The following is a 13536-nucleotide window of genomic DNA, read 5'->3' on the forward strand; positions in this document are numbered from 1 at the left end:
CTGTTGCCGCCGCAAAGTCACGGCTGCTGGCGTACTGCTTCCCGTCGCCAATCTCAGTTGAAATAGTACTCGCTGTCAGTGTTCCGACGCAGGGAATGCTCAGCAAGCGCTGTCCAACCTCATCTTCGTCCAACTTTCGTTTCAACTGGGATTCCAAATCTTTAATCTGCTCAACAAGATAGTGATAATGCTGTTGTAATTTCAGCAATAACTGGCTGAGGTAAAGAGGCAAACTATTATCCTCAAGAATGGTACTCAGTCGGCTAATAACGGCAGCTCCTCGGGGAACGCTAATGCCAAATTCCAGCAGAAAAGCATGCATTTGATTGGTTGTTTTTACCTTATCCTGAACCAGGGATTCACGGACACGATGCAGAGCCCGCATTGCCTGCTGAGATTCCGTTCTGGGCTGCACAAAACGCATAGACGGACGCGATGCAGCTTCACAAATAGCTTCGGCGTCGACAAAGTCGTTTTTATTGCTTTTAACGAACGGGCGGACAAATTGTGGTGATATCAGCTTTGGGGAATGCCCCAACTCTTCCAACTTGCGTGCCATAAAGTGAGAACCGCCACAGGCTTCCATTGCGATGGTTGTAGCGGGGCATGTCGCCAAAAATTCGATCAACTTTGGCCGGGTAAATTTTTTACGGTAAACAGCCTTCCCGCGACGATCCTGGCAATGAATATGGAAAGAGTTTTTACCCAGATCGATACCAATGAGCGCAATGTTTTCCATGATAGTTCTCCGAATGAAAGCCTGTCCTCAGCATAGTACCGGGAAGGAGGGAGTGACCATCTCATTAATTATCCCACGCTAAGACTGTTTTTTGTACAAAGCGGTATCGACTGTACGTAATGAGCGGTATTTTCCGGATCCCAGCTTAAGATTATTACGCCAGACGTAATCTCCACTCAGATTGATATGTTCCCAGCCCAGGGGAGAAAGATGAGAGACCAGTTGCTCATTTATCGGGATACCCTTTCGTTTTAGTGACTCAATAGCTCTTTCTATATATACCGTGTTCCACAACGTGATCGCTGCTGTCAGTAATGTCAGCCCGCTGGCGCGATAACTCTGATTCTCCAGCCCACGATCCCTTATTTCACCCAGACGGTGCAAAAAGACCGCTCGCGCAAGGGCATTACGGGCCTCACCCTTATTCAGCCCCGCCTGCACGCGTCGGCGCAGACCGGGATCACGGAACCAGTCCAGCATAAATAGTGTCCGTTCGATGCGGCCAATCTCTCTCAGCGCTTTGGCAAGTCCATTCTGTTTTGGGTAACTGGCTAACTTTTTCATCATCAGTGATGCGGTGACTGTCCCCTGCTTAATCGAGGTTGCCAGGCGCAATACCTCATCCCAGTGCGACTCAATGTCTTTGATATTTAGGCAGGTTGTTGATATGACAGACTGAAGCCCCGGATAGCGCTCGGCCTTTCCATGAATAAACAGCCGCTTGTCATGAAGATCACGGATCCTTGGCGCAAAAGCGAATCCCAGCAGGTGCATCAGGGCGAAAACATGTTCAGTGAAGCCTGCGGTATCGGTGTAATGCTCGGTAATTTCCAGATCGCTTTCATGGTACAGCAGGCCATCAAGCACGTGGGTTGAGTCGCGCACCCGGCTGATCACTTTGGCGTAGAACGGGCTGTATTGGTCTGAGATATGCGTATAAATCTGCACGCCCGGCTCCTGACCATATTTAAGATTGACCTGACCGGCATAACGTCCGTGACTGCCTACCCGAAAGTTCTGCCCGTCTGACGACGATGTTGTCCCGTCGCCCCAGAATGCGGCCAGAGGCCGCTCTTTCTGTGCGTTGACCAGCTCGGCCAGTGCCGCTGAATAAGTTTCATCCCTGATGTACCATGCCTGAATACCTTCGAGTGACGATCTTGTGGCCCCAGGGCAGGATTCCGCCATTTTTGTCAGCCCAAGGTTGATGCCGTCAGCCAGAATGGTGGTCAGCAACAGTCTTCCGTCTTTTGGTCTGACGTTATTATTTTTGAGGTGCGCGAAGTGACGCGTAAATCCCGTCCAGCTATCAACTTCTTCCAGTATCTCCGTAATTTTCGGATGGGGAAGCATGCCATAGACCAAATCTGCAAAGGGCGAAACACCTGAAGGAACGCTGTTCTCCAGTGGAGTGATTTTTACGCCTTTATCTGAGATATCTACATCGGGCAAATCACCGGCAAGCGCCATCGCGTTAACTTCTTCCAGCCGAGATGCAAGAAGAGTCATACGGGCCTGAAGGTATGCCTGGCTATCGGTCTGAACGGCCAACTGTAACTGGTCATTATGTCGGGATTTCTCAAACTCAGCAGTCGGGATGAGATAATCATCAAAATTTTTGTAGCGGCGCGATCCTTTTACCCAGATATCACCGGAACGTAATGCACCCTTGAGTTCATTCAGTACGCAAAACTCGTAGTACTTGCGGTCGATGCCTGAAGGCGTGAGCACCAGTTTTCGCCAGCTTTCAGGGATAAACCCTGTTGGCGCTGATGGCGGCACTTTACGAAGTTGTTTACGGTACATTTCCGTTATGGTGTCCAGCGCATCGCTGAGCGCCTGCGCCGCAGGTGTCGCCATGAACTGCAATGCTGACAGCATACGCGGGGCATATTTACGCAACGTACTGTATTTTTCGGTGATCAGATGAAGCGCGTCGAAATTGCCCTTACGGGAAAGAAACCGCGTTTCTTCCACGCTGTTGATGAATTCCTGCCAGGGAAGGACATCTTCTATTGCAGTCCAGGGATCTTCCCCGGATTCTCTGGCGTTAAGTAACGCCTGCCCGACGGTAACGTACTGCTTCAGCTTGCTCTGAATAAGCTTTCTCGTTTGCTGGAGCCGTTCGGCCTGCGTGCGTTTTGCCCTGCTGAACAGACTACCCAGGATACGCTCGTGCAGATCAATCACTTCGTCAGTCAGGGTGGCCCTGGCCTCTGTTATTATACAAACCAGCGTAGCGTAACGTCTGACATCGGTGAATTTTGCCAGGTCCCTGCTGCTCATTTTCCGGCCCTCACGCGCCAGTTTAAGCAACCTGTTCTGGTGAACGGAAAGTGCAATACCATCAGGCAACCCCAGCGCAGCGATGGAATTAAGCCGGTCGATATGTTGCAGCACATTTTTACCGTTTATTTTACCCGGAGGCTGTAGCAGCCATGCCAGACGGGAAGGTTGTTCACCCTCTGATATGAGCAGGCTGTCGAGTGCTGATTTATGCTGCTTTTCCAGTTGCGCGGTAAGTGTCGAAAATACCGATCTGTTAGCGAGCGTGACGACTTCGGCAAGCGTCCGTTCGATCACTTCAACAGAAGGGAAAATAACATTATTGTTATGTAGCCAGCTGAGCATTTCTTCCGCCAGCATAAATCCTTTGTCAGTTCGCATGGCATAGGGGTGCAGATGACGGATACAGTCTTTTTGCATTGACCGGCTGAACGGGGATAGTTCCAGGTAGCGATAAAGTTCGGTCAGATGTTCCCAGCGGGTTTGCTCTCTGGATGCATATTCCGGCCATAAATCAGGCTGAAGTTTCAGTCGGGAAGCAACCCTGGATACAACGCCATTGTGAGGAGCACTGCTTTTGTCCGGAATAAATCCAGGTCCACGCAGATAACAGAGTAATACAGCAAAGCCCAGGCGATTCGCTGGCCTTCGGTGCTTATTAATGAGCGCAATATCCGGTTCGTTCAGAAAACACATTCGGGTCAGAATAATTTCATCATCTGGTATAACCAGTAAGCGTTCCTGCTCTTCGCTGCTCAGTATCTGTCGCCGTGGCATAAATGCCTCCCTCGCGTATAGTTTTCATCTGTTATTTGTTCGCTGTGACCGAAACCGGTCGGTTTCGTACACCACTTACAGCACATGTCCGAAACTTAGTGAAATTAATTTCGGACACACGTTATAATTCGGACATCCATTTCGTACGGAAAGTTTCCCATGTCACGTGTTTTTGCCTACTGCAGGGTCTCAACTCTGGAACAGACCACAGAAAACCAGCGTCGTGAAATTGAAGCGGCGGGTTTTGCCATCAGATCCCAACGACTTATTGAGGAGCATATCAGTGGCTCGGTTGCTGCCAGCGAACGCCCCGGATTTATCCGGTTGCTAGATCGCATGGAAAATGGGGATGTACTGATTGTCACCAAACTTGACCGTCTGGGTCGTAATGCGATGGATATCCGAAAAACAGTAGAGCAACTGGCGGCTTTAGATATTCGCGTTCATTGTCTCGCACTCGGAGGCGTTGACTTGACCAGTCCGGCCGGAAAAATGACTATGCAGGTAATTTCTGCTGTAGCGGAGTTTGAGCGGGATTTGCTGCTTGAGCGAACGTATTCAGGTATTGCGAGGGCAAAAGCGGCTGGAAAACGCTTCGGTCGCCCCCCCATCCTGAGCGAGGAACAAAAGCAAACAGTGACAGAGCGCCTAAATGCTGGCATCAGTATCAGTGCTATTGCCCGGGAATTTAATACCACCCGCCAGACTATCCTTCGGGTAAAGGCTGGATTGCTGCAAGAGTGAGCGGCTGGGAAGATTATAAAAAAATCAAATGGTTATTATGAAATAAAACAGCCTGCTGGGTTCTTTTCCCCCTATTTTTTATAAAAGAGTAGACAAAAGAGGTTCGCGACACTAATCTACCAACTAGATGATTGGTGCTGGTTACACCAGCTATACCTTTTATCAAGAAATTACAGGAGCCATTATGTCTACTACCGTTAAACCTTCTGCAGACGCAGCTGCGATCCACAATACCCGTGAAGCAGTTCGCAGCCAGCCTGGCCTGGGTAACCTGACTTTCCAGATGAAAGCCCGTTCCAGCGGCGGATTAACCGTTCGCACAGAGACCGGCGCCACAATCCAGAACGGCGTTATCGATACCAGCCGTGTGGGGAAATTTTCTAATATCGGTGATGAACCCGCAGGTTTACTCGGCACCGATACCGGCATGAGCCCGACTGAATACATCATGCAGGCGCTGGCTGGCTGTTATACCGCCACCCTTACCATGATGGCTGCTGAAAAAGGGATCGACCTGGACGGTATCGAGCTGGATCTTAATTTCGATATCAACCTCAACGGCTTCCTTGGGCTGGACAGCAACGTGCGTAAAGGTGCGAAATCTATTCGCGTCGATGTTCACCTTACGAGCAAGACCGCCAGTCGCGAGGAGTTAGAAGCGCTGGTCAGCGAAATGCAAAAGAATTCGCCAATCCACGATACTCTGGCTAATCCGGTTGAAATGATTACACGCCTGGCGTGATGTCAGAGATGTAATGCTGCCATTCAGAATGCAGGATGGCAGTGACGTTCAGCTCTGCACGATACTGAGTCAGTGATACAACTTGCTACGGAAAAATAGCAACAATATAATCTATCAACTAGTAGATTATATGGAGTAATTATGACAACCATGACACGGGAACGGCTGCTCAGCGAAGCAGAACACCTGATGCGCGAAAAAGGGTATTCAGTATTCAGCTATGCTGATTTATCAAAAATAGTGGGTATCACCAAGGCCAGTATTCATCACCATTTCCCGACCAAAGATATTCTGGGTGAGCAGGTGGTAATACAGGCGTTCTCTGATACACAACGCGTATTTGAGCAGATAGAGGCGACTGAGAAAAGCGCGGAGAGAAGAATTGCGGCTTACATCGATATCTTCGCGCAAAGCCATAAAGCTTCGCTACTGCCACTGTGTTGTGCGTTGTCAGCAGAGACCGCCAATCTGCCTCAGGCAATTACTGTACAGACATCACTTTATTTCGATATGCAAATCGAGTGGCTCACAAAAGTCGTCAGGGCGGGCATGGAGTCAGGTGAGTTTTCATCCCATGCCGAACCATCAGATATTGCTTTGATGATCATTAATGTCTGTGAAGGCTCAAGCGTAGTGGCGCATGCAACGGCCAGACCCGAAGTCTTCGCCAACAGCCTTAAGTATATAAAACTGCTTCTTAATACCCCTCATTCAGGAGAATGACACTATGCTGGACTGGAACAACTATCGCTCAGAGTTAATGCAACGTTTAGGCGAGTTGGGCAAACTGACCCCCGAGACCATGAAAGGCGTGGTTGCCCTGGGCAACGCAGGTAACAAAACTGACCTTTTGGGCGCAAAAGTGCGTGAACTCATTGCCCTGGCGTGCGCAGTCACAACCCACTGCGACGGCTGTATTGCTTTTCACGCCGACGCCGCTGTGAAAGCCGGTGCAACCGACGCTGAAATTGCTGAAGCGCTGGGCGTGGCGATTAACCTCAACGCTGGCGCGGCGGTCATTTATTCAGCCCGCACTCTGGATGCCGTCGGTCAGGCACGCGGTTAAGCATTAATAAATTCCACGTTAAAAGGGCATTACTGCCCTTTTTTTATGTCCGCAATAGCCTGAGCATATACCGATGCAGGTTTCACACCCGGTATGCGTTTAACTAATTGCCCTTCATGAAATATCAGCACAGACGGCAGCCCCCAGATCTCGTATTTGGTTGTCAGCACCGGCGCCTGATCTACATTGACTTTCCCCACCTGAATATCTCTATCGAGCCGGTCTGCAAACTGACTGAACATTTCTTCGCTGGCCTGACAGGGCGGACACCAGGGTGCAGAGAAACGTACCACCGATATTCCGTTGTACTGCTCTATCTGGCGGAAATTATCTTCGTTATAAGCTGTTAATGTACGCATGGTGATGACCTCGCAAAATGAGTGACAATTCAGAAATGGCTGCGTTATGACAAAAAAATACGACACAGCCATTGACCTACCTACTAGATGGTTGGTATATTGCCACCCATCAGATGTTTATGCAACTCCAGTGCGCGACGTCCAGTCGATGATACTGCCGGGCTGTGCAAATCCCTGCCGGGATACTCCTTTTTGTTTTTTGTGAGGTATACGATGAGTAAGCTTTTCACCCCCTACAATCTGTCTGGCCTGGCGTTAAAAAACCGTGTAGTCATGGCACCGATGACCCGCACCCGCACCATGAATGACGTGCCGGATGAGGTCGTGGCTTTGTACTATGCACAGCGTGCTTCTGCTGGCCTGCTCATCACCGAAGGGATGCCGGTTTCAGAAGAAGGCCGGGGTTACCTTTATACCCCTGGTATCTACAACGACGAACACGTCCAGGGCTGGCGTAAGGTGACACAAGCGGTTCACGCCAAAGGTGGCCGTATTTTCGCGCAGCTCTGGCACGTCGGCCGTATGTCTCACGTCTCTCTTCAGCCAGGCCACATAGCGCCGGTTTCAGCGGGCACCGTTCAGGCGGTCAATACCACCGTTTTTGCGCTGACCGAATCCGGAGAACCGGGCCCGGTTGTACCAAGCCAGCCACGCGCGCTGGAAACGCATGAAGTTAAACGCATCACTGCAGACTTCGTGCACTCCGCACGCCTGGCGGTGGAAGCCGGCTTTGACGGCGTGGAAATCATGGCGGCAAACGGATTCATCTTTGACCAGTTCCTCAGTAGCGAACTGAACACCCGCACCGACGAATACGGCGGCTCGGTGGAAAATCGTCAGCGTTTCCTGCTGGAGACCATTGACGCCGTGGCGGAAGCCGTGGGTAACAGCCACGTTGCCGTGCGCCTGTCACCGTTCGGCCGCATTTATGACCTCGCGCCGTATGAAGGTGAAGAGCAAACCTGGTCAGCCATCACCGACGCGCTCGGTCAGCGGGAACTGGCCTACGTACACCTTTACTATCAGCCGGTGTACATCAAAGCGCCACTTCCGGAAGGCTTCCGCCGCCGTTTTCGCAACACGTTTAAAGGCACCATCATCGCTGCCGGCGGTTTTACCCGTGATATCGCAGAGCAGGCTCTGGAAGATGATGAGCTGGATCTGGTGGCATTTGGTGTGCCCTACATCGCTAACCCGGATCTGGTTGAAAGAATGCAAAACGGCTGGCCACTGGCAGAAAGTGACCGCGCCACCTACTACGGCGTCAGTGGTTCCCCGGAAAAAGGCTATACCGATTACCCGGTCTGGCAGGCGCAATAAATCCCATACGGTCGCGGTTCTCTGATAAGTGAGATCCGACCGCCCAACGTCTTTGAGGAATCATTATGCAAACGCTGAAACCCACCCTTACCATCGATATCTGGTCAGATTTGGTCTGCCCGTGGTGCTGGATTGCTAAAAAAAGATTTGAACAGGGTCTGAATCGCTTTGAATTTCGCGACCAGGTGGTGATCCGCCATCACAGCTACCGTCTGGCCGGTGGTACTCCCGCGATGCCTTTTAAGGATGCCATCGTTAAAAAGCTGGGCAGTCAGCATTCAGCGGAGCTGATGATGAATCAGGTGGGCACCGCCGGTAAATCTGAAGGTCTGATCTACAACTTCGACGGCATGATGTTTGGTGATACAGAAGATGCACACACCCTGCTGGTTGCCGCGCGTAAGGCCGGAATTGCGGACGCGGTGGAAGAACGTTTTTATCATGGCAGTATCACCGAAGGTCGCTCTCTCTTTGACCGTCAGCAGCTCGTTGCCATGGCCGTAGAAGCCGGTATGCCGAAAGCTGACGCTGAAGCCGCCCTGGAAAATGACGATTTTCGCGCCACCGTTTCCGACGATGAAGCCCACGCACAGTCTATTGGCCTCAGCGGCGTTCCGGTTTTTGTGATGAACGAAAAATATGCCATCAGCGGGGCTCAGGCAGCAGATAACTTTTTGAATGCCCTGCGTCAGGTCTGGGATGAACAGCAAACCGAATTTTCAGCCACTGCGGGTCAGACCTGCGGAACGGATGGCTGCAGTATTTAATCCGTCAACCGCCGGCAGTTTCACGCTGCCGGCAACGTCTTACCCACCAGTAATGGAGTCAGAAAATGAACACTTTTTTCAAAGGTAAAAAACTGCTCGTCGTCGGCGGTACCAGCGGCATGGGCCTGGCCGTGGCACGCATGGTACTGGAAGCGGGCGGCAGTGTCGTGCTGACCGGGAATAAAAAAGACAAAGCCGAAGCGGTGCAAAAAGAACTGAGCCCTCTGGGACCGGTTGCGGTCATCGCGGCGAACCTGATGACCGAAGAAGGTATGGAAACTATCCGTCAGGAAATTAATGCTCACCATCGCGATATCAGCCTGATGGTGAATGCCGCCGGTATCTTCATGCCCAAAGGATTTACCGAGCACAGCTTTGCCGATTATGACATGTATCTTTCGCTGAACCGAGCCACGTTCTTTATTACACAGGATGTCGTGAAGAACATGCTCGCCGCGAAGCTCGAAGGGTCTATCGTCAACGTCGGTTCGATTGGTGCTCAGGCTGCACTGGGTGACTCGCCGGCCTCGGCCTATTCAATGGCAAAAGCGGGTCTGCATGCCCTGACGCGTAATCTGGCGATTGAGCTGGCCAGCGCGGGTATTCGTGTCAACGCGGTGTCTCCCGGGATTGTTCATACGCCGATATACGAAGGCTTCATGGACAAAGCGGATATCGCAGATGCTATGAAGTCGCTGAACGATTTCCACCCGCTGGGACGCGTCGGAACTGCCGAAGATGTGGCAAACACTATTCTCTTCCTGTTGTCTGACAAAACCTCATGGGTGACGGGCGCTATCTGGGATGTCGATGCGGGCATCATGGCGGTCAGACGATAACCCCGTGACGCTGGCATAAGCCGCCCCTTAAGGGCGGCATTTTTTTGTCGCCAGACATGTCATCAGCAGGCTTCACTAAGAATATTCACGACCTGTTCATCCGTGCCTTTTGTGTTCCCGGCACAGGGTGTTATGCCGGGTTCTGACGACATCCTGACAGGACAAAACGGCCAGAGAGAAAGGGGTTATACACGATGAGGAGCCGGTATCCGCAGTACCTGTGAAATTCTTTTCATCCCTGCTGTCAGCATACTCCGTGGGCAGGCCAGATTTAACCGGATATATCCGTCCCCATTGTCGACAAACAGCAAGCCCCCTTCAAGAAGGACCCCTGACTCCCGGGCAAAATACAGCGATAAATCCTCACCTGCGGTGTCGGGCAGGTAGCGGCTAATATCTATCCAGGCCAGATATGTCCCTTCGGGGATCGAGAACCTGGTTTCGGGTAAATAGCTTTTGAGATAGTCGTGCAGGTACTGGAAATTGCCGTCAATATATTCCCTCAGATGGACAAGCCAGTCATCACATTCACTCCACGCCGCTTTGTTTGCTGCCAGGCTCAGTGGAGAGATGAACTCGTCGTGTCTGAGACGCCACTCGCTTCTGACACCGGGATCCGGAATAATGATATTTGCCAACAAATTCCCGGCCAGATTGAATGTTTTACTCGAGGACATGCAGGTAATAATGCGTGTAGAATCAGGGAAAAGAGAGGCGGCCGGTGTATGACCGATACCGCTTCGGGACAGGTCGCAGTGAATTTCGTCAGATATCACCCAGATGTCATTGGCCAGGCAAATTTCAATAATCCGCTTAAGTTCATCAGGCCGCCAGACTCGTCCGGTCGGGTTATGCGGATTACACAGGAAAAGAATTTTCACACGTAAATCGGCCTGACTGGCTTTGCGTGCAAAGTCTTCCCAGTCAGGTTCCCAGCCGCCTGCTGATTTTTTTAACGCCGAGTACACCACGCGACGCTGACTGTATTCACCCGCCTTTTTAAACGGGCCATATGAAGGCGTCATAATAAGAATACTGTCATCCATGTCGGTCAGAAGCGGGACGAGACGGTTCAGCGCGGGAATAATGCCCGGAGACAGCACAATGTCTTCCGTTTTGAAACGGTGACCATATTGTCGCTCACACCAGCTGCCAAAGATCTCATAGTATTCTTCGTCGTAGATTTTAGTGTAGCCGAGTATTTTTCTATCCAGACGGTCTCTGATGGCCTGAAGAATCGGCTCTGGTGTGGCAAAAGCCATGTCAGCAACCCAGAGGTTGATTAGCCCTTCTGCCGGATACCGCATTGCAAATTCGGACTGTCCCGAAAACAGGTATTCCCGCCAGCCGTCCACGGTGAGACTGTCTGTTTTCTCTCTGCTTACGTACTCATCAAAATCATATTTCATTTCATAAACCTGCCTTAGGTGTAGTCAGAAACGTCGACCTCAGTATTACTGTCAGTCTGATGCCGGAGCGGGAAAACTGGCTCGTGTGATTAACATAAGAGAATCATCACAACTGCATGAATTAATTGCGTTATTAAGGTTCTCTCGCCTTTGTCATCGACTGACGGGGGGATTTCTCGCGTGTCACCATCACAATGCCAGTCAGCACCGCCAGGGCAGAAAATATCGTTCTGACCGTCAGTGATTCATCCAGGAATACCACACCCCCTAGCATTGCCAGACAGGGAACGCTGAGCTGAAGGGTACTGGCGGTGATAGAGCCGAGAGAGGGTAAAAGGGTATACCACAATACATATGCACCGGCTGAGGCGGCGGCACCGGACAGCAATGACAAAGCAATGCCCGCAGCATCATAGTGACCCTGCTTCATAAACAGCAACGAAAGAGCGAGAGCCATCGGCGTGGCGAGTACAAAATTTGCCGCCGTTGAAGCCCCGGCCGCCTGGCCCGCCCTCCCCCTGACGGAATAGGCGGCCCAGGCTAATCCGGCAACGATCATCATAAGTGCACTGTAAAGCGGCGGTGCCTTCGCCCCGGGTAACAGCAGGGCAGCAATTCCTGCCAGAGCAATAACTAAACCGCAAGCCCGCATAACGGAGAGTGATTCCCCTTTAAATAATCCGTGGATCACCATCGCAAACTGTACGGCACCAAAAAGTAACAGCGCACCTGCCCCGGTATCGAGATGGATATAGGCGACAGAGAAGAGCACTGCGTACACCATGAGGTAAAATCCGCTCAGCGGACGCCACAGCGATAATGTAGTTTTTGCGTGATAAAACAAGAAAGGTGACAGGACGAGTGCACCACTGGCCAGCCTGAGGCTGCTGAATGAAAGGGGATCAATGTGGCCTCCCTGCAGGGCCAGACGGCACAGAATAGAGTTTGCAGCAAACGCCAGCATTGCCAGGGATATTTTAAGAATGAGCGCGCAATTGGCCATTCAGTGAGACCTCATAAAATTCTTGTAAACTACCATCTAGTTGGTAGCATAGCGTAAGTGATCACCGAACAGGAAGCAATAATCAGCTTTCAAACTGGAAGGTGAGGACAGGCATTCGGAATGAATTCTGTTTCACATCCCCAGTAGAGGAAGGAAAACGCGTAATGCCAGATGCAGAGCAGAAGATTATTTTTCCCTGCGATCAAACATATGAAATCAGTTTAAGACCTGGAATATCCTATGAAAAAACTAAAATTTACGTTCAAAAATGCGGCTGGTGAAGAACTGGCCGGATTGCTTGAACTTCCTGAAAATCCTAAAGCGTTTGCGCTGTTAGCTCATTGTTTTACGTGTGGCAAAGACCTCAAAGGCGCGGCGCGTATTGCGCGGAAACTGACAGAGAATGCTATCGCCGTTCTCCGGTTTGATTTTACTGGTCTGGGAAACAGCGAAGGGGATTTTTCCAACACCAACTTCTCATCCAATATTTCGGACCTGCTTTGCGCGGTAGATTATCTCCGCCGACAGTACGAAGCGCCTTCTTTGCTCATCGGCCATAGCCTGGGGGGATCGGCCATTCTGTCTATTGCCGGCGAAGTTCCTGAGGCAAAGGCCGTTGTCACCATAGGATCACCCGGAGAACTGACACACGTAAAACGTCTTTTTAAGGATGATGTTGAAAACATTAACCAGCATGGAGCCTATCCCGTTGAGCTGGCCGGGCGGGTATTTACCTTAAAGAAACAGATGCTGGACAATATTCAGGAACACAAAATCGCTCATAAGGTGTTCGCCATGAACAAGCCTCTGCTTATTTTTCATGCGACTGAAGATGATACTGTGTTAATTGAGCAGGCCGAAAAAATATTCAAAGCAGCAAAGCATCCCAAGAGTTTCATTTCGTTGGGTAAGGCGGATCACCTTCTGACTCATGCTCAGGATGCTGAATACGTTGCCGATATCATTATATCGTGGAGCGAATGTTACCTATAAACAGAGTAAATGCGTTCAAACTCGTAGCGCAGAGGGCGATTTTCTGCAGAGATCGGACGCTGTTTATGCTGGACTGATTTTGCGATAAAGGCTTAGGCCGATGCATACAGGCGGGGCTGAATAAGGGTGAGGCCCTTGGGCGAGCATCCTTCATGCACCGGCTGAATGAAATCAGGGATCTGGGGGTGGGAGGATCAGCGTTACCACGCCACCGGCGCTGACACTACATACGGCGGCGATAACACTCTGGAATACGGTTTATATAGAAAGAACCATTGAGCCGCTTAAGCAAAAAGGAGTCCCTGTTAATGAACTGCTGGTCTCTCATCCTTCTCCACTGCTGTACAAAATATAGTCTTAGCGTGGGATAATTAATGAGATGGTCACTCCCTCCTTCCCAGTACTATGCTGAGGACAGGCTTTCATTCGGAGAACCATCATGGAAAACATTGCGCTTATTGGTATCGATCTGGGTAAGAACTCTTTCCATAT

General features: G+C 50.8%; 13 protein-coding genes and 1 pseudogene. 9 read left to right on the plus strand and 5 right to left on the minus strand.

The genetic code is table 11. From position 1 onward, the window contains the following. On the minus strand, positions 1–739 hold a 739-nt coding region (locus ACMWKK_RS24905), incomplete at its 3' end, for an IS110-like element IS4321 family transposase (RefSeq protein WP_032249613.1). 78 nt (positions 740–817) lie between these two features. Further along, positions 818–3802, minus strand: a complete 2985-nt coding sequence (locus ACMWKK_RS24910) for a Tn3 family transposase (RefSeq protein ID WP_032666414.1) — start codon at positions 3800–3802, stop codon at positions 818–820. Between the two features lie 159 nt (positions 3803–3961). On the opposite strand from ACMWKK_RS24910, the gene ACMWKK_RS24915 reads away from it, so the two are divergent. The 4 genes from ACMWKK_RS24915 to ACMWKK_RS24930 all read left to right on the plus strand — a co-directional run bounded on the left by ACMWKK_RS24915 (position 3962) and on the right by ACMWKK_RS24930 (position 6354). Further along, the gene (locus ACMWKK_RS24915; RefSeq protein WP_012695450.1) at positions 3962–4546 is read left to right on the plus strand and encodes a recombinase family protein; all 585 of its coding nucleotides are present in this window, start codon (positions 3962–3964) and stop codon (positions 4544–4546) included. 184 nt (positions 4547–4730) lie between these two features. Further along, positions 4731–5288, plus strand: a complete 558-nt coding sequence (locus tag ACMWKK_RS24920; protein ID WP_000108589.1) for an OsmC family protein — start codon at positions 4731–4733, stop codon at positions 5286–5288. Between the two features lie 141 nt (positions 5289–5429). After that, entirely contained in the window at positions 5430–6011 is a 582-nt protein-coding gene (locus ACMWKK_RS24925; protein WP_020277920.1) for a TetR/AcrR family transcriptional regulator, read from the plus strand. Between the two features lie 4 nt (positions 6012–6015). Further along, positions 6016–6354: a carboxymuconolactone decarboxylase family protein gene (locus ACMWKK_RS24930; protein ID WP_021242988.1), complete on the plus strand. Its 339-nt coding sequence runs from the start codon at positions 6016–6018 to the stop codon at positions 6352–6354. A gap of 29 nt (positions 6355–6383) precedes the next feature. Here ACMWKK_RS24930 and ACMWKK_RS24935 read toward each other — a convergent pair whose 3' ends face one another. Further along, positions 6384–6713 (minus strand): thioredoxin family protein, encoded by a 330-nt coding sequence (locus tag ACMWKK_RS24935; RefSeq protein WP_021242987.1) that lies wholly within the window; start codon positions 6711–6713, stop codon positions 6384–6386. 213 nt (positions 6714–6926) lie between these two features. Here ACMWKK_RS24935 and ACMWKK_RS24940 point away from each other — a divergent pair, with 213 nt between their 5' ends. The 3 genes from ACMWKK_RS24940 to ACMWKK_RS24950 all read left to right on the plus strand — a co-directional run bounded on the left by ACMWKK_RS24940 (position 6927) and on the right by ACMWKK_RS24950 (position 9639). Next, positions 6927–8033: an alkene reductase gene (locus tag ACMWKK_RS24940; RefSeq protein ID WP_047064068.1), complete on the plus strand. Its 1107-nt coding sequence runs from the start codon at positions 6927–6929 to the stop codon at positions 8031–8033. 65 nt (positions 8034–8098) lie between these two features. After that, positions 8099–8800, plus strand: a complete 702-nt coding sequence (locus ACMWKK_RS24945) for a DsbA family oxidoreductase (RefSeq protein ID WP_001194072.1) — start codon at positions 8099–8101, stop codon at positions 8798–8800. Positions 8801–8865: 65 nt separating this feature from the next. Continuing rightward, on the plus strand, positions 8866–9639 hold the full coding sequence (locus ACMWKK_RS24950; RefSeq protein WP_004729618.1) for an SDR family NAD(P)-dependent oxidoreductase: 774 nt from the start codon (positions 8866–8868) through the stop codon (positions 9637–9639). Positions 9640–9824: 185 nt separating this feature from the next. Here ACMWKK_RS24950 and ACMWKK_RS24955 read toward each other — a convergent pair whose 3' ends face one another. Further along, a complete protein-coding gene (locus tag ACMWKK_RS24955) occupies positions 9825–11048 on the minus strand; it encodes a MalY/PatB family protein (RefSeq protein WP_023287190.1) in 1224 nt (407 codons plus the stop codon). A 133-nt stretch (positions 11049–11181) separates the two neighbouring features. Then, positions 11182–12051 carry a DMT family transporter gene (locus tag ACMWKK_RS24960; RefSeq protein ID WP_001567390.1) on the minus strand — a complete coding sequence of 290 codons (870 nt, stop codon included), beginning with the start codon at positions 12049–12051 and terminating at the stop codon, positions 11182–11184. Positions 12052–12291: 240 nt separating this feature from the next. Between ACMWKK_RS24960 and ACMWKK_RS24965 the strand changes: the two genes are divergently transcribed. Beyond that, a complete protein-coding gene (locus tag ACMWKK_RS24965) occupies positions 12292–13044 on the plus strand; it encodes an alpha/beta hydrolase family protein (protein WP_004729622.1) in 753 nt (250 codons plus the stop codon). 26 nt (positions 13045–13070) lie between these two features. Beyond that, a pseudogene (locus ACMWKK_RS24970) lies at positions 13071–13384 on the plus strand (Tn3 family transposase); the annotation flags it as partial. Between the last annotated feature and the right edge of the window lie 152 nt (positions 13385–13536).

It is taken from the genome of Enterobacter sp. 01-M-03-SI-ECC, from assembly GCF_047530215.1.
Classification (GTDB): Bacteria; Pseudomonadota; Gammaproteobacteria; order Enterobacterales; family Enterobacteriaceae; genus Enterobacter; species Enterobacter chengduensis.

What these genes read in the sequence shown, in the direction of transcription:
- ACMWKK_RS24950 (WP_004729618.1), top strand. Translation starts at nt 8,866, where the DNA reads ATGAACACTTTTTTCAAAGGTAAAAAACTGCTCGTCGTCGGCGGTACC.
- ACMWKK_RS24965 (WP_004729622.1), top strand. Translation starts at nt 12,292, where the DNA reads ATGAAAAAACTAAAATTTACGTTCAAAAATGCGGCTGGTGAAGAACTG.
- ACMWKK_RS24920 (WP_000108589.1), top strand. Translation starts at nt 4,731, where the DNA reads ATGTCTACTACCGTTAAACCTTCTGCAGACGCAGCTGCGATCCACAAT.
- ACMWKK_RS24940 (WP_047064068.1), top strand. Translation starts at nt 6,927, where the DNA reads ATGAGTAAGCTTTTCACCCCCTACAATCTGTCTGGCCTGGCGTTAAAA.
- ACMWKK_RS24960 (WP_001567390.1), bottom strand. Translation starts at nt 12,051, where the DNA reads ATGGCCAATTGCGCGCTCATTCTTAAAATATCCCTGGCAATGCTGGCG.
- ACMWKK_RS24945 (WP_001194072.1), top strand. Translation starts at nt 8,099, where the DNA reads ATGCAAACGCTGAAACCCACCCTTACCATCGATATCTGGTCAGATTTG.
- ACMWKK_RS24910 (WP_032666414.1), bottom strand. Translation starts at nt 3,802, where the DNA reads ATGCCACGGCGACAGATACTGAGCAGCGAAGAGCAGGAACGCTTACTG.
- ACMWKK_RS24955 (WP_023287190.1), bottom strand. Translation starts at nt 11,048, where the DNA reads ATGAAATATGATTTTGATGAGTACGTAAGCAGAGAGAAAACAGACAGT.
- ACMWKK_RS24930 (WP_021242988.1), top strand. Translation starts at nt 6,016, where the DNA reads ATGCTGGACTGGAACAACTATCGCTCAGAGTTAATGCAACGTTTAGGC.
- ACMWKK_RS24925 (WP_020277920.1), top strand. Translation starts at nt 5,430, where the DNA reads ATGACAACCATGACACGGGAACGGCTGCTCAGCGAAGCAGAACACCTG.
- ACMWKK_RS24935 (WP_021242987.1), bottom strand. Translation starts at nt 6,713, where the DNA reads ATGCGTACATTAACAGCTTATAACGAAGATAATTTCCGCCAGATAGAG.
- ACMWKK_RS24915 (WP_012695450.1), top strand. Translation starts at nt 3,962, where the DNA reads ATGTCACGTGTTTTTGCCTACTGCAGGGTCTCAACTCTGGAACAGACC.